The 21263-nt window shown below is 62.2% G+C and carries 16 protein-coding genes; 10 read left to right on the forward strand and 6 right to left on the reverse strand.

Annotated features, from left to right (window positions below):
- The 4 genes from CBB63_RS15125 to CBB63_RS15145 all read left to right on the forward strand — a co-directional run.
- A partial coding sequence (locus tag CBB63_RS15125) for a glycine cleavage T C-terminal barrel domain-containing protein (protein ID WP_286699730.1) occupies window positions 1-1315 on the forward strand: 1315 nt, incomplete at its 5' end.
- Window positions 1308-1889, forward strand: a complete 582-nt coding sequence (locus CBB63_RS15130) for a sarcosine oxidase subunit gamma (protein WP_286699731.1) — start codon at window positions 1308-1310, stop codon at window positions 1887-1889. The genes CBB63_RS15125 and CBB63_RS15130, both read left to right, overlap by 8 nt.
- A 195-nt stretch (window positions 1890-2084) precedes the next feature.
- Complete coding sequence (locus CBB63_RS15135; RefSeq protein WP_286699732.1) at window positions 2085-2684, forward strand: superoxide dismutase; 600 nt, start codon at window positions 2085-2087, stop codon at window positions 2682-2684.
- 359 nt (window positions 2685-3043) lie between these two features.
- The gene (locus CBB63_RS15145) at window positions 3044-3499 is read left to right on the forward strand and encodes a host attachment family protein (protein WP_286699734.1); all 456 of its coding nucleotides are present in this window, start codon (window positions 3044-3046) and stop codon (window positions 3497-3499) included.
- A gap of 262 nt (window positions 3500-3761) precedes the next feature.
- Here the strand turns inward: CBB63_RS15145 and CBB63_RS15150 are convergent, their stop codons facing one another.
- Complete coding sequence (locus CBB63_RS15150) at window positions 3762-4316, reverse strand: LOG family protein (RefSeq protein WP_286699735.1); 555 nt, start codon at window positions 4314-4316, stop codon at window positions 3762-3764.
- A gap of 1503 nt (window positions 4317-5819) precedes the next feature.
- On the opposite strand from CBB63_RS15150, the gene CBB63_RS15160 reads away from it, so the two are divergent.
- Window positions 5820-7619: an ABCB family ABC transporter ATP-binding protein/permease gene (locus tag CBB63_RS15160; protein WP_286699753.1), complete on the forward strand. Its 1800-nt coding sequence runs from the start codon at window positions 5820-5822 to the stop codon at window positions 7617-7619.
- A gap of 32 nt (window positions 7620-7651) precedes the next feature.
- Here the strand turns inward: CBB63_RS15160 and CBB63_RS15165 are convergent, their stop codons facing one another.
- Window positions 7652-8110 (reverse strand): DUF302 domain-containing protein, encoded by a 459-nt coding sequence (locus tag CBB63_RS15165; RefSeq protein WP_009826646.1) that lies wholly within the window; start codon window positions 8108-8110, stop codon window positions 7652-7654.
- Between the two features lie 235 nt (window positions 8111-8345).
- Here CBB63_RS15165 and CBB63_RS15170 point away from each other — a divergent pair, with 235 nt between their 5' ends.
- Entirely contained in the window at window positions 8346-9572 is a 1227-nt protein-coding gene (locus tag CBB63_RS15170; RefSeq protein WP_286699737.1) for a multidrug effflux MFS transporter, read from the forward strand.
- A gap of 3 nt (window positions 9573-9575) precedes the next feature.
- Here CBB63_RS15170 and CBB63_RS15175 read toward each other — a convergent pair whose 3' ends face one another.
- Window positions 9576-13433 carry an efflux RND transporter permease subunit gene (locus tag CBB63_RS15175; protein ID WP_286699738.1) on the reverse strand — a complete coding sequence of 1286 codons (3858 nt, stop codon included), beginning with the start codon at window positions 13431-13433 and terminating at the stop codon, window positions 9576-9578.
- Window positions 13430-14680, reverse strand: coding sequence for an efflux RND transporter periplasmic adaptor subunit (locus tag CBB63_RS15180; protein WP_286699739.1), 1251 nt, complete (start codon window positions 14678-14680; stop codon window positions 13430-13432). The genes CBB63_RS15175 and CBB63_RS15180 overlap by 4 nt, the downstream gene beginning before the upstream one ends.
- Window positions 14681-14909: 229 nt before the next feature.
- Here CBB63_RS15180 and CBB63_RS15185 point away from each other — a divergent pair, with 229 nt between their 5' ends.
- From CBB63_RS15185 to der, 3 genes are read left to right on the forward strand one after another with little or no spacing between them, the layout of a single operon-like run.
- Window positions 14910-15623, forward strand: a complete 714-nt coding sequence (locus CBB63_RS15185) for a tetratricopeptide repeat protein (protein WP_286699740.1) — start codon at window positions 14910-14912, stop codon at window positions 15621-15623.
- Window positions 15624-15677: 54 nt separating this feature from the next.
- Window positions 15678-17057, forward strand: coding sequence for a PQQ-like beta-propeller repeat protein (locus CBB63_RS15190; RefSeq protein WP_474177778.1), 1380 nt, complete (start codon window positions 15678-15680; stop codon window positions 17055-17057).
- A gap of 50 nt (window positions 17058-17107) precedes the next feature.
- A complete protein-coding gene (der, locus tag CBB63_RS15195; protein ID WP_197145648.1) occupies window positions 17108-18583 on the forward strand; it encodes a ribosome biogenesis GTPase Der in 1476 nt (491 codons plus the stop codon).
- Between the two features lie 49 nt (window positions 18584-18632).
- On the opposite strand, the gene CBB63_RS15200 is transcribed toward der, so the two are convergent.
- Window positions 18633-19340: a TspO-related membrane protein gene (locus CBB63_RS15200; protein ID WP_286699741.1), complete on the reverse strand. Its 708-nt coding sequence runs from the start codon at window positions 19338-19340 to the stop codon at window positions 18633-18635.
- Between the two features lie 59 nt (window positions 19341-19399).
- A complete protein-coding gene (gene serS, locus CBB63_RS15205; RefSeq protein ID WP_286699742.1) occupies window positions 19400-20692 on the reverse strand; it encodes a serine--tRNA ligase in 1293 nt (430 codons plus the stop codon).
- A 264-nt stretch (window positions 20693-20956) separates the two neighbouring features.
- Here serS and yajC point away from each other — a divergent pair, with 264 nt between their 5' ends.
- Window positions 20957-21235: a preprotein translocase subunit YajC gene (gene yajC, locus CBB63_RS15210; RefSeq protein ID WP_005852640.1), complete on the forward strand. Its 279-nt coding sequence runs from the start codon at window positions 20957-20959 to the stop codon at window positions 21233-21235.
- Window positions 21236-21263 lie beyond the last annotated feature (28 nt).

The following is a 21263-nucleotide window of genomic DNA, read 5'->3' on the forward strand; positions in this document are numbered from 1 at the left end:
CAATATCAACGGGCTGGCAACGCTGGCGGGCGCGATGGATGCGGATATTCCCGCCGTTGGGACCACCACCTTCCGCCCGCCGTACCACCCGATTTCGATGGGCGCGATCGCAGGCGAGGCGCGTGGCGATGTTTTTCAGCCGATCCGCCGCACCCCGCTGCATGATTGGCACGAAGTGAACGGCGCCGAATTGGAGCCCGTCGGCCAATGGCGACGCCCCTATGCCTATCCGCGCAAGGGCGAAACCACCCATGACGCGGTGATGCGCGAGGTCACCAACACGCGCAGCAAACTGGGGATGCTTGATGCCTCCACCCTTGGCAAGATCATCGTCAAGGGACCGGACGCGGGGCGTTTCCTCGATATGCTTTACACCAATATGATGAGCACGCTGAAACCGGGTAAATGCCGCTATGGCCTGATGTGCTCGGAAAACGGGTTCCTGATCGACGATGGTGTCGTTGCGCGGATCGATGACGACACCTTCTTGTGCCATACAACGACGGGCGGCGCGGAAAGCATCCACCAGCATATGGAAGAATGGCTCCAGACCGAGTGGTGGGATTTCAACGTCTATGTCGCCAATGTCACCGAGCAATATGCGCAGATCGCCGTGGTCGGCCCCAACGCACGCAAATGTCTGGAAAAGCTGGGTGGCATGGATGTCAGCAAGGACGCGTTGGCCTTCATGGAGTGGGCGGACGGCACGCTGGGGGGCTTCAAGTGCCGCGTTTACCGGATCTCTTTCTCGGGCGAGCTGAGCTACGAGATCGCGGTGGATGCAGGGCAGGGACAGGCCTTCTGGGATGCGCTGATGGTGGCGGGCAATGATCTGGGCGTGATGCCCTATGGTACGGAATGTCTGCACATCCTGCGCGCCGAAAAGGGCTTTATCATGATCGGCGACGAAACCGACGGTACTGTGATCCCGCAGGATCTGGGGTTGAACTGGGCGATCTCGAAAAAGAAGGATGACTATCTGGGCAAGCGCGCGCAGCAGCGGTCCCATATGGTGGACCCGACGCGGTGGAAGCTGGTCGGTCTGGAAACCACCGACGGCAGCACCCTGCCGGACGGGGCCTATGCCGTAGGCGAGGGCGAGAACGAGAACGGNCAGCGCAATATGATCGGGCGCGTCACCTCGACCTATCATTCGCCGACCTTGGGNAAGGGGATCGCGATGGGGCTGGTCCTGAACGGGCCGGACCGCATGGGCGAGGTGCTCGATTTCCCCGGGACCGACGGCAAGACCTATCAGGCGAAAATCGTCGATCCGGTGTTCTATGACAAAGAAGGGGCCAAGCAAAATGTCTGAGGCGGTAAGCGCATTGAAAGCGGCGGAATTCACCGGCGGCATTGCCGAGGTCACCCTGATGGACCCGATTGGCATGATCTCTGTTCGCGGGGATCTGGGGGCGGGCTATATGAAGAAAGCGCTGAAAAAGGCCGTCGGCCTGGGCCTTCCCGANACNCGCAGNGTCCAGATCAACGGGGATCGCGGTGTCGCGTGGATGTCACCGGACGANCTGTTGTTGCTCTGCCCCTANGATCAGGTCAGCGACACCATCGACATGCTGACCAAATGCTTTGGNAGCAATCACACGCTGGCGGTCAATGTATCCGANGCGCGGGCGGTGTTTCGCATCAGCGGGGCGCACAGCCGCGATGTGCTGGCCAAGCTCGCCCCNGTGGATCTGTCGCCAGACAGTTTCACCCCCGGCATGATCCGCCGCACGCGGCTGGCGCAGGTGCCGGCGGCGTTCTGGATCGAGGACGGCGACAGCTTCCGTCTGGTTTGCTTCCGCTCGGTCGCGCAATATGTGTTTGATCTGCTCAAAACCGCGGCACAGGCCGGGTCCGCCCCCGAATATTATAGCACNGCGCGGTAAGCCGCTGGTCAGGGGCAGGGCGGCAGACTGGCGGGAACATTCGCCCCAGCCAGCCGTTTTACCCTTAAGNGGGTGACGATAGAAGCGCCCCGTCNGCNGTGCCGGTTTCCCCCTTGCGGGTCGATCAGCACTTGACCTTATGACGGNACGGGCTTCATGTGACCCAGACGCAATTCAATAACGGAGGCTTTTCTCATGGCTTTTACTCTTCCTGATCTNCCCTATGCCCACGATGCGCTTGCATCCAAAGGTATGTCCAAGGAAACGCTGGAATATCACCACGATAAGCACCACAANGCCTATGTGACCAACGGCAACAAAGCCATTGAAGGCACCGAGTGGGAAGGCAAGACCCTCGAGGAAATCATCAAGGGCACCTACAACCCTGACGCGGTTGCGCAAAGCGGTATCTTCAACAACATCAGCCAGCTGTGGAACCACAACCAGTTCTGGGAAATGATGTCCCCCGAAGACAGCAAAATGCCGTCCGAGCTGGAAAAAGCGATCACCGAAAGCTTTGGCTCTGTCGANAAGTTCAAGGATGAATTCAANGCAGCCGGNGGCGGTCAGTTCGGCTCCGGTTGGGCGTGGCTGGTCAAGGACACCGACGGTGGCCTGAAAGTGACCAAGACCGAAAACGGCGTGAACCCNGTCTGCTTTGGTCAGACCGCACTGCTGGGCTGCGACGTTTGGGAACACTCCTACTACATCGATTTCCGCAACGCGCGCCCCGACTACCTGTCGAACTTCCTCGACAATCTGGTCAACTGGGACAACGTCGCATCGCGCATGTAATCGCGATATGATNGGTTAAGGCATCNCGCCAACCTGTTGAAATANTTATGTGAAAGGCCCTGCAGCATTCCGCTGTGGGGCCTTTTCTTGTGGAACCNCGGGCGTGANTGGGNCGTTTTNCCTGTGAACCCACAAGATGAGAAGGAGACCACGATGGCAGAGCGTCACAGATCGNAGGACGGCGTCAAGGAAACCGACAAATACATCAGCGANGCCGATGATATTGACCATCAGGGCCGCTCGGGCGGGGGGCTGCAACGCGATGTCGGCACNCAAGACGAAGAGAAACAGGTGGTCGACAAACCCGGCGCTGACACCCGCGTCACTGGCGAAGACAAACGCAACCACGGAGAAGACGCATGACCAAGATTGAAAATGGCACNTGGGTGCTGATCGCAGACGGTGAAAAAGCGCTGTTCATGGTGAATGAAACCGACGGAGAGGATCCGTTCCTGCAGGTCTTCCGCGAGGAAGAGCAGGANAACCCGCCGAACCGCGATCAGGCCGCCAATCGTCGTGGACGCTTCAACGATGGCCCGTCTGTGCACCGCTCGGCTGTGGACGACACCGACTGGCACCAGCTGTCCAAGGACCGCTTTGCCAGCGANCTGGCGGATATCCTGTACAAACAGGCGCATAAGGGCANNTTCGACAAGATCATTCTGGTCGCACCGCCGAACACTCTGGGTGAGTTGCGTCACGAGATGCACAAAGAGGTCGCAGACAAAGTCGTGGGCGAAATCCCCAAGACGCTGACGAACCACCCCATCGAAGAGATNGAGAATATCGTGAAATCGACGCTTGAAACAGCGTGAGGATGTGGCCGCATAGCAACAGTNGAANTCTGGNNATGCGGCCGGATCTATAGGTATTNGGGTTGCCGCAGGGCGGTGATTTGAAAGGGCATCCAAANNTGGGTGCCCTTTGCTGTATCGCGCNTGCTNNCGGCGAACAGGGNGNATGGCGTNGGCNGTTTTCACCTACCGCCTATAGCACTCCTGATCCTGCTTCGCCGCCGATCAACCCGTTGCCGCGCAGGCGTTTTCTGCACNNCCGCGCGNNCTGCCGTNCNTNNCTTTACGCGGTCAGGCTGCGGCGCAGAANGTCCAGCGCGCCGNCAACGTCATCGACCGTATCNACATAGCCAAGCAGGCTTTCTTCGGCAAAGCCNCNGGCGACGACATGATCCAGAAGCGCTGTNAGGGGATNCCAGTAACCATTTGTATTCAATAGNATTACCGGTTTCTGATGTAGCCCCAACTGGCGCCAGGTCAGCACTTCGAACAGCTCGTCCAGTGATCCGGCACCGCCGGGCAGGACCACCACGGCATCGCAATTCATGAACATCACCTTTTTGCGTTCATGCATGGTTTCGGTCACGACATAGGTGGTCAGATCGGTCTTTCCGACCTCCCATTTCACCAGATGATCGGGGATCACGCCAAAGGTCGTGCCGCCCGCCGTTTGTGCCGCGCGTGCAACGGTGCCCATCAGCCCCACGTCCCCCGCGCCATAGACCAGCCGCCAGTCGTTCTGGGCCAAAGCGCGGCCCAAAGCGTCGGCTTGTGCGGTATATTCGGGGNCATCACCGGGGCGTGAGCCGCAGTAAACACATACGGATTTCTGGATCATAAACGGGGGTCCTTTTTGCGAATATGCACATGGCATGCAGCTGCATTTTGACCCGTGATAGCCTGCTTGGTACAAGTCCTCAATGTGGGGAAGTTCAAAGGGATGAACGGGATGTCGGTGTTTCAAACGCGGNGTGCTCAGTTTGCGGGCGCCGCGCTGGTCGTGGCGGTTGCCGTTGCGGGATATATCTGGTCGCAAGATGCGGNTCCCGTCGTGCCGGATACGGCGAAAGACACCGCCGCCCANCCGAAACCCGCGNCCCAGCCCCCCGCGCAGACCGCNACCGCACCCCAAGACACCANGGCCGCCGCCACNGTTCCCCCTGCGCNGCAAACGCCTGNNCCTGCNGCNTCGCCCGCNACCCCCAGCTTTGACGAGGTGCGCCGCGAGGGGGACGGGATGACCGTGATCGCAGGCCGCGCAGCACCAGGGGCCCGCGTCAGCGTCATNAGNAACGGGGCAGAGGTCGCCAGCGCGCAGGCCGACCGCTCTGGCAANTTCGCCACGCTTGCCATTTTGCCGCCCGACGGCAGCGGCAAGATCCTGAGCCTGAGCGCGGATGCAGAAACAGGCCCCGTCGCCTCGGTCGAGGAAGTCATCTTGGCCCCGATCACCGCACCTGCCGTGGCACAGGTGGCACTGGCGGCACCGGCAGACGTATCCATCGGTGCCACATCAGAGGCCACGCCCGACGACACGGCCCCTGAAACGGCCTCCGCTCCGGTCGTGGAACCGCTGGGNGAAGCACCCGANGACAGCNCCCCCGAGATGACCGANGTCGCCGCCGTGGCGCCGCAGCCCGATCCCGCGCCCCCGTCTGCTGATACCCCCGTCGCCCTGTTGAAATCCGACGCCGATGGTGTGGAATTACTGCCCGGCACCGCGCCCGAGGTGACCGACCGCATCGCGCTCGACACGATCACCTATTCCGATGAGGGNGAGGTCCGGCTNGCGGGGCGCGCACAGGCGCAGGCGTCNTCCGTGCGNGTCTATCTGGACAACCGCAGNGTNGGCGCGCTTGAGGTNGACCCCCAAGGCCGTTGGCGCGGCGATATCGAGGATATCAAGACCGGCATCTACACCCTGCGCGTGGATGAGCTGGATCAGGGCGGCGANGTGATCAGCCGCGTGGAAACCCCGTTCAAACGTGAATCCCCCGAGGTGCTGGCCCGTGCCACCGCAGACAACGACGGCCCNATCAAGGCGGTGACCGTGCAGGAAGGGGCCACGCTTTGGGCCATCGCCCGCGAACGTTACGGCGACCCGACGCTCTATGTGCGCGTCTTTGCCGCCAACCGCTCATCAATCCGCGATCCCGATCTGATCTACCCCGGTCAGGTCTTTGATCTGCCNGATTGANGAGCGGCTATGCNGNCAGATGAAACTGCTGCACTGGCATGATCCGGCTGACGGCCCTATGTAAGGGGCAACCACACAGGATCGTTCATGTCAGCCGATAGCCCGCGCACTGCCAGCCAGCCCAAACCCGCCACCCAATATCCCATGACAGAAGAGGAGATCGCCCAAGCTGCAGAGCGGCAGTCGAACCTGCTTGTCCTGCGCAANGTGGCNCCNTACCTNTGGCCCGACGATATGCCTTGGGTCAAGAAACGCGTGGTCTGGGCNCTGATCTTCNTGGTGGTGTCCAAGNTGATTTCTGTTGTTATTCCCGTACTTTACAAAGACGCGGTGGATGCNCTCGCGAATGAGGGCGTGCCGTTTCTGGCGCTTGGCGCGGTGGGGCTGACGATTGCCTATGGTATGGCCCGCGCGATGAACGTGGGCTTTCAACAGCTGCGCGACGCGGTCTTTGCCCGTGTCGGCCAGCGCGCCCTGCGGATGCTTGCGCTGGAGACGTTCGAGCATATTCACAAGCTGTCGATGCGCTATCACATCACGCGCAAGACCGGCGGGCTGAGCCGGATCATNGAACGCGGGGTCAAGGGNGTCGAATTCCTGCTGCGCTTCTTGCTCTTNTCNATCGGGCCGCTGATTCTGGAGCTGCTGCTGGTCGGCATCATCCTGACCGTGCTGTTNGACGCGTGGTATCTGCTGATCGTGACGGTCACCATCGGGCTTTACGTCTGGTTTACCTTCGCGGTGACCGAGTGGCGCGTGAAGCTGCGCCGCCAGATGAACGACCGCGACACAGATGCCAACCAAAAGGCCATCGACAGCCTGCTGAATTATGAAACCGTCAAGTATTTCGTCGCCGAACAGCGCGAGGCGCAGCGTTATGACGCGGCGATGGCGGGCTATGAAGAGGCGGCGATCAAGACGAACTACTCGCTTGCCTTCCTGAACTTCGGCCAGTCGCTGTTGATCACCTGCGGGTTGGTCGGCGTGATGATCCTGGCCGCCATCGGGGTGCAGAACGGTGATCTTACCGTGGGGGATTTCGTTATGGTCAACGCCTATATGGTGCAGTTGACCGTACCGCTGAACTTCCTTGGCACCGTCTATCGCGAAATCCGTCAGGCGCTGGTCGATATGGGGCAGATGTTCACGCTGCTCGATCAACCGGCCGAAATCTCGGACAAGCCTGATGGCCCTGCGCTGCACGTCTCGGGTGGGCGTGTCACGCTGGACAACGTGCGCTTTGGCTATGACGACGACCGAGAGATCCTCAAGGGCGTGTCGATCGAAGCCGCCCCGGGAGAGATGGTGGCGATTGTCGGCTCTACCGGATCGGGGAAATCCACCATCGGGCGTTTGCTGTTCCGGTTCTATGATGTGCAAGGCGGTGCCGTGCGTGTGGACGGGCAAGATGTGCGCGATGTGACCCAAGACAGTCTGCACCGCGCGATTGGCGTGGTGCCTCAGGATACCGTGCTGTTTAACGATACCATCGGCTATAATATTGCCTATGGCCGCGATAACGCCACGCAAGAAGACATCGAAGCGGCAGCAAAATCGGCGCAGATCCACGACTTTATCCAGCGTTTGCCCCACGGGTATGAAACCGCTGTTGGTGAACGCGGGCTGAAACTGTCGGGGGGGGAAAAGCAGCGTGTCGGTATCGCGCGGACCCTGCTGAAAAACCCGCCGATCCTGCTGCTGGACGAAGCCACAAGCGCGCTGGATAGCGAGACGGAGCACGAGATTCAGGATGCCCTGCGTCAGGCGGGCAAGGGGCGCACGGTGCTGACCATCGCGCACCGCCTGTCCACCGTGGCCGAGGCGGACCGTATCGTCGTGCTGGAGCAGGGCGAGGTGGTAGAACAGGGCACCCATGACGATCTGCTGGCACGCAACGGGCGTTACGCGCAACTGTGGCAACGCCAGCAATCCGAGGGCGAATAGCTGGCGCCGCCAAGGTTCGGTCGGCGCGGGGGTTATTCCTCCGCGATGGCCTTGTCGGTGAGCTTGTCCAGCGCGCCGGTCATTTTGGTCAGATACTCCGCGTCATCGGGCAACCCGTGGTCTGCGGCCAATGTGGCGGGGTCGTGGTAGCTGACATGCACCATGCCGCTGTCATCGGCATAGGCCAGCACGCGCATGGGCAGGTCCAGACCGGCGGTCTGACCGTCCAGCATTGCAGGCGTGCCCAGCTTGGGATTGCCAAAGATCAGCAGCGTGGTCGGGCGCAGCTCCATATCCACTTTGGTCGCCCCTTCGGCATGGTCCACGCGGGCAAAGACCGTGGCACCGGCTTCGGTCACGGCAGTTTCCAGACGGTCGATTGTGTCGGGCACGGAATGGGGGCTCTTCTTGGTGATGATGTCGGCGGCGGCGGGCAGGGCGGCCAGTGTCGTTAGAGCGAGCGTTGTCGCGGCGAGTGTCTTGCGGATCATGAGGTCTCTCCTTTGGTTTGCGCGGCCCGCAGGCCACGGCTTCCCTCTGGAACCTAGTACGTCTTGCCCCATAAACGAGCAAAATTCGATCAACAAGCAGTGAATTGCCGGTATATGCATACAAACAACATGGTGCATTCTTGCCGTCGGGGGCATATGTGCTAGCTCAGCGCTGGCCGAGCGCCACGACGCGCGGCACCCCCACAGCCTTGCCCATAAATTTGAAGGACTACCCATGCCTGCCGGAATGTTCCGTACCGCCATTATTCTTGGCTCTATCTGTGTGACAGGTCCTTTTGCCATCGACATGTATCTGCCTGCCTTGCCCGCGATCGAAGAGGCGCTGGATGTCTCTGTCTCGGCGGCCCAGATCACACTGGTCGCCTATTTCCTCGCCTACGGCGTGTCGCAGCTGGTCTATGGGCCACTGTCCGACCAGATCGGGCGTAAAAAGACCCTTGCCATCGGGATGAGCATTTTCTGCGTCGGCGCGGTGATCTGTGCTGTCGCCCCCGACATCGAGACGCTGGTGCTGGGGCGTCTGGTGCAGGGCATCGGCGGGGCGACGGTGATGGTCATTCCCCGTGCCATCGTGCGCGATATGTACACCGGTGCGCAGGCGACGCGGTTGATGTCGTCGATCATGCTGGTGATCTCGGTCTCGCCCATGCTGGCGCCCTTGGCGGGCAGCGCGGTGGTCAGCTTTGGCAGCTGGCGCGAGATTTTCCTCGCCCTTGCGATCCTTGCGGCGGCGACGTTGACGATGGCGCAGATCGCGCTGCCCGAGACGCTGACCGCGGACAAACGCCGCAAGGTCAATCTGCGCGAGCTGTCGCACAGCTGTGGTATCCTGTTCCGCGATCCGGTGTTCGTCGGCCTGACCTTTATTGCGGGTTTCGGCATGGCGAGCTTTTTCTTGTTCATCTCCAGCGCGTCCTTCGTCTACACCGGTCAATTCGGGCTGACCCCGACCGAGTTCTCGCTGGCCTTCGCCTTTAACGCGGTGGGGTTCTTTATCGCCACACAGGCGGCGGGGCGTCTGGCCGATATGTGGGGGCTCGCCACGCTGATCGGGCGCGGTGTCACCGGCTTTGCCGTCTGCTCTGCGCTGTTGACGGGCGTTGTGCTGGCCGGTTTCGGCACGCTGCCGGTGCTGCTGATCGGGCTGTTTCTGGCCTATTCCTTTCTGGGGGTCGTTGTGCCTTCGGCGATGGTCGCGGCACTTGATGCGCATGGGCGGCGCGCGGGTATGGCGTCCTCGCTCAGCGGAAGCCTGACAATGCTGACGGGGGCCTTTTGCATCGCTGCGACGACGCCGTTCTTTGACGGCACCGCCGTGCCCATGGTGGTGAGCATTGCGCTTTGTGGTGTGGCCGCATTGGGGCTGGTGATCTTTACCATGCCCAAGCTGCGCCAGCAGCAGGAGGCCGCGGCGGCCGACCAGATGCCCGCCGCGGCCTAAGGGTCATTCCGCCGGTGGGGTATGGGCCGGCGGTCCGGTGTCCTCCCACTGGATCACGGTTGTTTGCAGCCTGCGTGCATCACGCGCCAGCGCCCAGTCCTGCGCGGATTTGCTGGCGCGCCCCAGCGACATTTTGGCAAGCAGCCGCGCGATCCAGCGGGCATAGGTGGTGGCCCACACGCGGATCGCCAACAGTGACGGGGTGACCAGCAGCGTCAGCACCGTCGCGATGCCCAGACCAAAGACCACCGCCGTTGCCAGCTGTTTCCACCACAGCGCTGTAGGGCTGTCGATGGTGTAGCCGCCATTGGCAAAGTCGAGGCTCAGCCCGAACATCATCGGCGCAAGCCCTGCCATCGTGGTGATGGTGGTCAGCAAAACGGGGCGGATACGGGCCTGCGCCGTGCGAATGATCGCCTCGATCCGCGGCATGTACTGGCTGAACTCCTGATAGGTATCGATCAGGATGATGTTATTGTTCACCACAATCCCCGCCAGCGCCACGATCCCCGTGCCCGTCATGATGATCGAAAACGTCTGATCCATCACCAACATGCCAATCAGCACGCCCGTGGTCGATAGCACCACCGCCAGCAGCACCAGCACCGAGTTGTAGATGCTGTTGAACTGCGCCAGCAGGATGATGAACATCAACCCCAGTGCCGCGGTAAAGGCCGAGGACAAGAACGCCTGACTTTCGGCCTGATCCTCTTGATCGCCGGTCCATTCATAGCTGACGCCCGCGGGCAGGGGCCGGGTTTCCAGCCATTTGGTCAGCTCCGCAATCCGTTCGTTGGCATTGATCGGGATCATGCGCAGGGCGCCATTGTCCAGCTCTTCTTGCAGATCGACGCCTTGGGCGGCATTGGTCCGGTTGGTGATCTTGAAGGCCGCGCCCTCGGGCCCCGTGATATCGCCCGCGTCCCCCGCCGGGCGCATCGTAGCGAGGGTGATTGTCGTCTCGCCCGCCTGTTCTGTGTCCGCCTGTGCCGTGCCCGCCTGTTCTGTGCCCGTTTGCGCGGTGCCTTGGGAGGCATCCACCGTGCGCACCAGTTTGACCAGCCCGGGGAAGACATCGGCCTTCACATCAAGATAGCGTTTCTGGTCGATCCGGTTGATCTCTGCCAGCTTGGGCACGGGGGTGCGGGTGATGAAGTTCGACAGCGGCACCAGCCCATCCACCGTGCGCACCTTCAGCGTGTCCAGCGTGCTGAGCACACGGTCTTCTTGCGGCAGGCGCACCCTGATCTCGATCTCTTCGTCCGAACTGTCGACCCGCATCGTGTCCAGCAGCAGCCCGCGGGTGACCAGCTGTACCATCGCGCCGACGGTGACCACATCAGCCCCGTATTGCCCCGCCTTGGCGACATCCACGTCGATCTGCCAGTCGATGCCGGGCAGGGGGCGGGTGTCTTCGATCAGGGTCAGGCCGGGGGTTTTCTCGAAGGTATCGCGGGCCTGTGCCGTCGCGGCGATCAGATCGGTGAAACTGTCGGATTTCAGACGCAGATGCACCGGCTTGCCCGACGCAGGGCCGCGCGCCTCTGCAAGGATTTCGATCTTGATGCCGGGGATCGCGCTCAGCGCTTCGGTGAGCTCTGCGATCACGATGTCACCGTCCAGTTCCGGGCGCAGGGCGCGGTCTTCCCACGGGATGGTTTCAAGCTGCACCTGACCGATGCTGTCCTTGGGGGCCTGCGCCCCGCCGGTATTGCTGTCGAGCCCGCCTTCACCAGCAAAGGCAAAGGCGGTAGAGACACCGGGGTGCGCCAGCACGATCGCCTCCGCCTGCTGCATGATCGCGTCTTTTTCCGCCAGCGACAGGTTGCCCCTTGCCAGCACATAGACGATCGCTTGCTCGGGTTCGGATTCGACAAAGAATTCCACGCCTTTGCTGTTGTTGCCAAAGAAGATCATCGTGGTGCCGACAAAGACAAAGACGACCCCCGCGACCACCAGCGGCATCACCGGATTGCCCGCGATAAAGGCAATGAGCCGCCCGAAGGCTGATCGACGGTAGCCCGCCTTGATCACGGTGGGCTCTTTGCGGAACAGCCGCGATGTGACCCAGCGGCCCCCGCGCCCCATGCGGGTGAACAGCGCGAAAAAGCTGGTCAGCCCCAAAATCACGCCTGACATCGCCACCGCCACCAGCGCGCAGAGTACTGCGATGCAGATAAAGACCACGGCAAAGACCGGAATGACCGAGCCAAGGATATCCAGCCCGTCCATGCCCGCGAACTGCGCCGAGATCACGGCAAACAGCGGTTGCATCAGCGCCAGCGGCAGGGCGATCATCGCGGCGACAATGGGAAAGAGCAGCAGATGCAGATAGAACCGCAACTTGGCGATGGCAGTCATATTCTGCGCCATCCAGCGTTCCAGCCGTCCGGTGACGCCGCCCATGACGGGCAGATAGATCAGCGCCACCACCAGCGAGGCGGAAAGCACAAAGATCAGCGTGACCGGCAACATGCCCATGAACTCCCCCGGGACGCCGGGCCAGAACAACATGGGCAGGAACGCGCAAAGCGTGGTCGCGGTGGACGAGATGATGGGCCAGAACATGCGTTTGGCGGCCTCGACATAGGCGGCCATGGGGCCTTCGCCCTGTTGCTGGCGCGCGTCGGCATATTCCACCACAACAATCGCGCCATCCACCAGCATCCCCACCGCAAGGATCAGCCCGAACATCACGATGTTCGAGATGGAAATCCCCATCAGCGCGAGAAAGGCAAAACACAGCAGGAACGACGTGGGAATCGCAAAGCCCACAAGTAGGGCCGCACGGATCCCAAGGGCGGCAAGCACCACGATCATCACCAGCGCGATCGCGGTAAAGACCGACCCCAGAAGCTGCTGCACCATACTGTCGACAATGCGGCTTTGGTCGTTCGAGGTGCCAAGCGTGACAGCGGCTTTCAGCCCTTCTGGCCAGGCGGCGCTTTGGGCGGCGACGATCTCTTTCACCTGGGTGGAGGTGTCGATCAGGTTATAGCCCTTGCGTTTGACCACCTGCAGCGCCAGCGTCTTTTCCCCGTTGAACCGCGCGGTGCCTTCGCGGTCTTCAAAGGTCAGGTTGATGGTCGCCAGATCGCCCAGTGTCACCACGCGGTCGCCGTTGGTCTTGACCGGCAGCGCATAGACATCGCGCGGTTCATCAAAGGAGGACGGAATCTTGACCGAGAAACTGCCCTGATCCGATTGCACTTCGCCCGCGGCAATCAACTGGTTGTTATTCTGCACCACATTGATCAGCTCGCCCGCGGTCACGTCATAGGCTTCCAGCCGCAAGGGATCGATCAGCACCTCAAGCATCTCGTCACGATTGCCCGCCAACCCTGCTTCAAGCACCGCATCCACGCCTTCCAGCGCGTCTTGCAGATCACGCGCGACGCGGGCCATGGTACGTTCGGGCACGGGGCCGGTCAGGTTGACGATGATGATGGGGAATTCGGAAAAGTTGATCTCTGTGATCGAATATTTCTCGTAGCCTTCGGGGAATTTGGATTCCGCCGTGCTCATCGCGTCGCGCACGTCGGCCATGATCTTGGATTTGTCCCAGCCGAATTCGAACTCCAGCGCGACACCGGCGTAGTTTTCGGCGGCGGTGCCGGTCATGGTCTTCAGCCCGTCCAGATCGGAAAGCTCAGTCTCCATTGGTTTGACCAGCAGGGTTTCGCTATCCGCGGCAGAGATGCCCGGAAACTGGACCGAGACGAAAAGCGCCGGAATCTCGATGTCGGGCTCGCCCTCTTTGGGCAGGGTGGAATAGGCATAGCCCCCTACCACGAGGCTCAGCAGGATAAACGCCATGACCATACGGGCACGGCCCGCGGCCCAATCGACGATGCCGCTCATTCCGGGGCCTCGTCGCGGAAGGTCGGGGTCACGGTCACGCCAGCGGTGACATATTCCTGTCCCAGAACGATGACATCTGCCTGTTCAGGCAGGCCGGTGACCCAGATGCCTTCGGGCGTGTCGCGCACGAGCGTGACTGCGGCGAAACTTACGGTGTTCTCGGCGTCGATCAGACGCAGGCCAAGGGTGCCGTCATCATTCAGCGTCAGGGCCGATTGCGGCAGCAGATGCGCCTCGACCCCGGCCGAGGCGATGGCGATTTCGGCGGTCTGGCCGTCGCGGATGCTCAGATCGGGGTTGGGCACCTCGATTTCCACCTGAAAGGTGCGCGTCGTCGGATCGGAGGCGCGCGAGATAAAGGTGACGGTGCCCGCGATCTCGCGGTCGCCCGCGGCCAGCCGCGCCTGCGCCTGCGCGCCAAGGCTGACGCGGTCAACCTCGGTCTCTGGCACAAAGCCCACCAGTTTGATCGGGTCAAGCTGGATCACCTGCGCACAAAGCGATCCGGTTTGCAGCAGGCTGCCAAGCTCTGCGGTGTCGCTTTCCAGCAGCCCTTCGAACGGCGCGGTGAGGGTCAGCCGGTCAATCTCGGCCTGTGTGCTGGCAACGGCGGCCTCCGCAGCCTCAATGCCGGAATGTGCCGCATTCAGCCCCGCCTCGGCAGAGCTGAGTGCGGCGCGCGCGGCGGCGACAGCTGCTTCGGCGGTGGCCAGCGTGGTCTGCGACGAAAACCCGCCTTCGCCCAGTTTTTGTGCCGCGTTCAGCTTGATCAGGGTTTCATCCAGACGGGCCTGCGCCTCGGCCACGCGGGCCTGTGCCTCCGGGACGCGGGATTGTGCTTCGTCGCGGCGGGCCTGCGCCTCTGCCTGTTGCGCGCCACGGGTGCCGGGGTCCAGCTCGCACAGCACATCGCCCGCGTTCACGGTCGCGCCCTTGCGCAGCGGGGCCGATACCACAACGGCAGAGGTTTCCGCCTTGACTGCCACCTGCCGCGCCGCCGTGGTCTGACCGCGCACGATCACGGCAGAGGCGAGCGGAGCCGCCGCGCTGCGCTGCACCACGACCTTCACGCGGGCGGGCTCTGCCACATCGGACGGGGACGCGGTATCGGTGCTGTCGGCATCCACCGCAGGCGCCGGAGGTTGCGCGGCCCCCTGTGCCAGCCCCAACAGGGCGTCACGTTCGAAAATTGCCATATACATCAGGGCGGAAACGGCGATGGCCGCCAGAAGGGGGAAGATGCGCATTCGGGCCTCGGTTCAGTGAAACGCGGGCGTTGCGGCACCGCAATATGTCGTATGCTATAGGGCCAAATGCTTAAGCGAATAAAACTGAACTGCATAGTTCACTATTGAAAAAACTTGCGACATGCGACCTTGTGAACAACGCGGGGGTCACTTGCTGTGCAGCCAAGCCCTTGGCAGCCCCGCAGCCGCAGGTTAAGAGGGGCGTTAAATCAGGCGGGACGGGTACCACATGAGCGATACAGACAGTTTCATCGACGAAGTAAACGAAGAGGTCCGCCGCGACCGGTTCTACTTTATGCTCAAGCGCTATGGCTGGATTGCGGTGCTGGCCGTGATCCTGCTGGTCGGTGGGGCCGCGTGGAACGAATACCAGAAAGCGCAGGCCCGCGCAGAGGCGGAAACCCTTGGCGACGCGATGTTTGCAGCGCTTTCCGCTGAAGACACAGCCGCCCGCGCTGCCGCCTTTGAAAAAATCGAGGCCACAAACCCCCGCGCCGGTGCCATGCTGGGCTTGCTGACAGCGGCAGAACAAGCCGAAGCAGGCGAGACCGACGCCGCCGTCGCCACCTTGAACGGCGTCGGGCTGGATGCGGATGTGCCCGCGATCTACCGCGAAATCGCCCAGTTCAAGGCGATTACCCTGCAAGGATCGGATATGCCCGCCAATGAACGCCGTCTGGCGTTGGAAAATCTGGCGCAGCCCGGCAGCAGCCTGCGCTTGCTGGCGCAAGAACAACTGGCCATGATCGACATCGAAGAAGACGCCCCCGAGGCGGCGATAGAACGCTATCAGGGTATCCTGAACGACGCGGATGTGACCTCGGACTTGCAACAACGCGCCCTTCAGGTGATTGTCGCCTTGGGGGGGGATCCGCAAATGGGTACCGCAGCCCCAGCGCCGCAAACGGACACCGTGCCGGCGCTGGATGCAGACAATAACTAATCCTGCCTGAACCCTTCAGGTGACACGGACTTAAAGAGCAAAGCGAGCAGGGCCATGACCATTCTCCACAGCATCTCCTTGAAACCCACGTCGACGCGCCGTGCCTCACTTGGGATGGGGGCGGTGGTGGCATCGCTGCTGCTGTCGGCCTGCGCCGAACCAGAGGTGATCCTGCCCGGCGTGCGCGAGGATGTGCGATCGGTCCTGCAAGGCAGCGACGGCTTTGCAGCCCCCGCCGATGCGCCGGTGCCAGCCAATACAACACGCGCGATTTCACTGCCCGCGGCAAGCACCAACGCAAGCTGGTCGCAAAGCCCCGGCACGCCAAGCACCCGCGTCAGCCACCCCGCGCTTGGTGCGGCCCCGCAGCTTGCGTGGTCCGCCTCTATCGGGAAGGGCGACAGCCGCAAGCAACGCATCACCGCGACGCCTGTCGTGTCGGGCGGGCGTGTGTTCACCATCGATTCCGGCGCGACGGTCACCGCGACCTCTGCCACATCGGGGGCGACCCTCTGGACCCGTGACCTGACGCCGCAAAGCGACGGGCAGGGCGATGCGACGGGCGGCGGCTTAGCCGTCGATGGCAACACAGTCTACGTTTCGCTCGGCTTCGGGTCGGTCACGGCGCTGGATGTCGACAGTGGCGGCACACGCTGGACGCAGGATATCGATGGCACCGGATCGGGGGCCCCGACAGTCTTTGGCGATATGGTCTATTTCACCTCCGGCGACGATACCGGCTGGGCGCTGAACAAATCCAACGGCCGCGTGCAATGGCAGACCGGATCGACCAGCAGCATCAACAATGTGCTTGGCGCACCGGCCCCCGCCGTGGGGTCGCAGATCGCCGTGCTGGCCTTTGGCTCGGGCGAGGTGCAAGGGCTCTTCCGTCAGGGCGGGCTGGATCGTTGGAACACGTCCGTCGTGGGCAAACGTCCGGGGCGCGCGCTGGCCAATATCTCTGACGTGACAAGCGCGCCGGTGATCTCTGGCGATACCGTTTACGTGGGCAACCAGTCGGGTCGTCTGGCAGCACTGAGCCTTGGCGGCGGCGAACGCCAGTGGACCGCGCGCGAAGGCGCGATCGGCCCCGTCTGGCCCGCAGGCGATAGCGTCTTTGTCGTGACCGACCTGAACGAGCTGGTGCGTCTGGATGCCAGCACCGGCACCCGCATCTGGGGCACACCGCTGCCGAATTTCGTCAAGGACAAGCCCAAGCGCCAGTCCGAGGTCTTTGGCAACTACGGCCCCATCCTTGCCGGCGGCCGCGTGATCGTGGCCTCTAGTGATGGCACGCTGCGCAGCTTTGACCCCACCAATGGCGCGCTGGTTGCACAGGTGACGATCCCCGGCGGGGCGACCACTGCGCCGGTCGTGGCGGGGGGCGTTCTGTACGTCGTATCCGCGAAAGGGCAATTGCACGCTTTCCGTTAGGCCGCAAATAGGCTAAGCGGCGGGCTTGACCTAGTCTTCGGAGCCGTTCCATGTCTTTCACCCTCGCCATTGTGGGCCGTCCCAACGTCGGGAAATCCACGCTGTTCAACCGTCTGGTCGGTAAAAAGCTGGCGTTGGTCGATGATCAGCCCGGTGTGACGCGCGATCTGCGCGAAGGCGCGGCGCGGCTTGCCGACCTGCGATTCACCGTGGTGGATACCGCCGGACTTGAAGAAGTCACCGACGACAGTTTGCAGGGCCGGATGCGCCGCCTGACCGAACGTGCCGTGGATATGGCGGACATCTGCCTGTTCATGATCGACGCCCGCGTGGGTGTCACGCCGTCCGATCTGGTCTTTGCCGATATCCTGCGCAAGAAATCCGCCCATGTCATTCTGGCCGCCAACAAGGCAGAGGGCAAAGCCGCCGACGCCGGTGTGATCGAGGCCTACAGCCTTGGCCTTGGCGAACCGATCCGCCTGTCTGCCGAACACGGCGAGGGGCTGAACGACCTCTACACCCATCTGATGCCAATCGCCGACAGTTTCGCCGAGCGGGCGCAAACCGATGCGCCGGAAACAGATGTGGACCTGACCGAGGAAGAAGCCGAACTGGGCGACGAAGAGGCACCCATGCCGGTCCCCACCAAGACCAAGCCCTTGCAGGTGGCCGTGGTCGGGCGTCCGAACGCGGGTAAATCCACCCTGATCAACCAGATTATGGGCGAGGATCGTCTGCTCACCGGACCAGAGGCGGGGATCACCCGTGATGCGATTTCGCTGCAAACCGACTGGTTCGACGTGCCGATGCGGATCTTTGACACCGCGGGGATGCGTAAACGCGCGAAGGTGCAGGAAAAGCTCGAAAAGCTGAGCGTCAGCGACGGGTTGCGTGCGGTGAAATTCGCCGAGGTTGTGGTGGTTCTGCTGGATGCGGATATCCCCTTTGAACAGCAAGACCTGCGCATCGCCGATCTGGCCGAACGCGAAGGCCGCGCCGTTGTGGTTGCGGTGAACAAATGGGACCTTGAGACGGACAAACAGGGCAAGTTGAAAGACCTGCGCGAAAGCTTTGAACGGCTTCTGCCGCAGCTCAAGGGCGCGCCTTTGGTGACCGTTTCGGCCAAGACCGGGCGCGGAATGGACCGTTTGCACAACGCGATCATGCGCGCCTATGAGGTCTGGAACCGCCGTGTCACCACCGCACAGCTGAACCGCTGGCTGTCTGGCATGATGGAGGCGCACCCGCCCCCCGCGCCGCAGGGCAAGCGTATCAAGTTGCGCTATATGACCCAAGCCAAGACCCGCCCGCCGGGGTTCGTGGTCATGTGTAGCCACCCCGATAAGGTGCCGGAAAGCTATAACCGCTATCTTGTCAACGGGTTACGGCTGGACTTTGACATGCCGGGCACGCCGATCCGCCTGTGGATGCGCGGCCAATCGGACGCCAACCCCTACAAGGGGCGCAAAAAAGCGAAACCGTCGAAGCTGCGCAAACATACCGACGGGCACCGCAAGGACCGCTAGAAGTTGCAAAAATCGGGACCGGAGTTTTCAAAGCTCCGGTTCTTTGCGTTTAGCCGCGCCGCCATGACCGGTAGGTGGGCAGGATCAACGCAATGGCGCCCCCCGCGGCCAGCGCAGCAACGGTCGGGGCCGTCGCGACATTCGCCACCACCACAGCGATCAGCGCCCAGATCACCCCGATCCCATAGGTCGGCGCGCGCATCAGCGATGATTGGACCCCCGCTGCAATCACAATCGCCAGCCCGACAACGACCAGCCCCGCGGTTGGCCCGCTCATCCAGCCATAACCGGCCGCCAGCAGCCCCAAAGACACGCAGGAGGCCGCGCTCAGCCAGCCCGCATAAAGCCCCACGGGCAGGGCGGCAAAGCCGCGATCCTCACGCGGGGCGCGGAACAACGCGTAAAGCGCCGACACCAGCATCACCCAGATCAGCACCGACGCCCAGACGGGGCTTGCTACGGCCACGGCAAGCCAGAAACAGCCCACAAACAGCGACAGCGCGAGCGGCAGACGCATGTCGTGCCAAAGGTAATCCTCGCGGCGTTTCCACAGGCCCCAGCCCATGCCGACGATCAGCCAGACATAGATTAGCCCCCAGATCGAGAACGCATAGCCCGCAGGCTGCACCGGCGGGTTGTCTTGGGGAATGGGGAATTGGTCCGGCGAAAAGCCGTTGAAGCCGGAGACAAAAAAAGGCGACAGGGCAAAGCCGATCGCCAGCAGAAAGGTCAGAAGGGCAATAAGGGAACGGGACATCGGGCTACCTTGCGAAAAGTGGTTCTCGCCTCAGATAGCCCGATGATCCCCGCGTTCAATCAGCTGAGCGTGCCGTCAACGCCCAAAGTGGTCTTGCCGCCCAGATAGGGGGCCAGCACGTCGGGCAGTCTGACCGACCCATCGGCCTGCTGGCCGTTTTCCAGCACCGCGATCAGGCAGCGCCCGACGGCCAGACCGGACCCGTTCAACGTGTGCACGAACTGCGGTTTGCCGCCATCTGCGGGTTTGAACCGTGCGTTCATCCGCCGCGCCTGAAAATCCCCCGTGGTCGAGACAGAGCTGATCTCGCGGTAGGCGTTCTGACCGGGGAGCCATGCCTCGATGTCAAAGGTCCGGCGCGCGCCAAAGCCCATGTCACCGGTGCACAGGATCACGGTGCGGTAAGGCACGCCCAGACGTTCCAGCATGTCTTCGGCACAGCGCAGCATCCGCTTTTGTTCGTCGTCCGATTGATCGGGGTGGGTGACCGATACCATCTCGACCTTCTCGAACTGGTGCTGGCGCAGCATGCCCGAGGTGTCGCGGCCCGCGCTGCCTGCCTCGGAACGGAAGCACAGGGTGTGGGCGGTCATCCGGCGGGGCAGGGCAGCTTCGTCGAGCACGTCACCGGCGACCGAATAGGTCAGCGTCACTTCGGAGGTGGGGATCAGCCACCAGCCGTTTGTGGTCTGATAGCTGTCGTCGCCGAACTTGGGCAGCTTGTCGGTGCCATACATCGCCTCGTCGCGCACCAGCACGGGGGTCATATGTTCGGTCAGCCCGTTTTCATCCACATGGGTGTCGATCATGAACTGCGCCAGCGCACGGTGAATCCGCGCCACGGCCCCTTTAAGCATCACAAAGCGCGCGCCGGAGGTTTTTGCGGCGGTTTCGAAATCCATCGACGCCGCGACACTGGCGATCTCGAAATGCTCTTTTGCCTTGAAATCAAACGTTGGTACATCGCCCCAGCGGTTCACCTCGACATTGTCAGCCTCGTCCGCGCCATCTGGGGCATCATTGGCAGGCAGGTTGGGGATGCGCGCCAGCATGTCGGTCAACTGCGCGTCCAGATCCTTGGCCTCTGCCTGCATGGCGGTGACTTCGGCCTTCTTGTCGCTGACCAATGTGCGCAGACGTTCGAATTCGGCCTCGTCGCCCTTGGCCTTGGCCGCGCCCACCAGTTTGGAGGCCTTGTTCTGCTCGGCCTGCGCCGTTTCCGCTGCTGAAATCTTGGCCCGCCGTGCCTCGTCCAGTGCCAGTACCTGCGCGCTTACAGGGGTGTCGCCGCGCCGTGCGAGGGCGGCGTCGAAAGCATCGGGGTTTTCACGGATGGCTTTGATGTCGTGCATGGGCTGTTCCTTTGTCGTCCGAGTCGCATGATCTGCGTTGCGCGCGTTATGCCCGATTGTGGATCGCGGTGCCAGATGTGGATGCGCCGGGGAGGGATCCGGCCCTTGGATGCTTGCGCAAACAGCTTATTGCAGGCTGCGACACCGGGCAGCGCCATTTCCCCCCGGAACCCACCTTGCAAAGCCCCGCGTCTGACCATAGGTTCCGCCAAACTTAGACGGCAGGCCGTTTGCGGCATGCGCCCAACACAAAGGACGACCTCCATGGAAGCCATTCAGCAATTTGTACCCCTGATCCTGATCTTCGCGATCATGTATTTTCTGCTTATCCGCCCTCAGCAAAAGAAGGTGAAAGAGCATAAGGCAATGGTGGACGGTCTGCGTCGTGGCGATCAAGTGGTCACCGCTGGCGGTCTGATCGGCAAAGTCGTCAAAGTCAAAGATGACGGCGAGCTGGAAGTCGAACTGGCCGACAACGTCAAAGTGCGCGTTGTGCAATCGACCATCGCCACCGTCGTCTCCAAGACCGAACCAGCCAAGTAAGCGCCCCTTCGGGCGTGTCGAGAAAAGG

This window comes from Sulfitobacter sp. TMED3 (assembly GCF_002167505.1).
Lineage (GTDB): Bacteria > Pseudomonadota > Alphaproteobacteria > Rhodobacterales > Rhodobacteraceae > Sulfitobacter > Sulfitobacter pontiacus.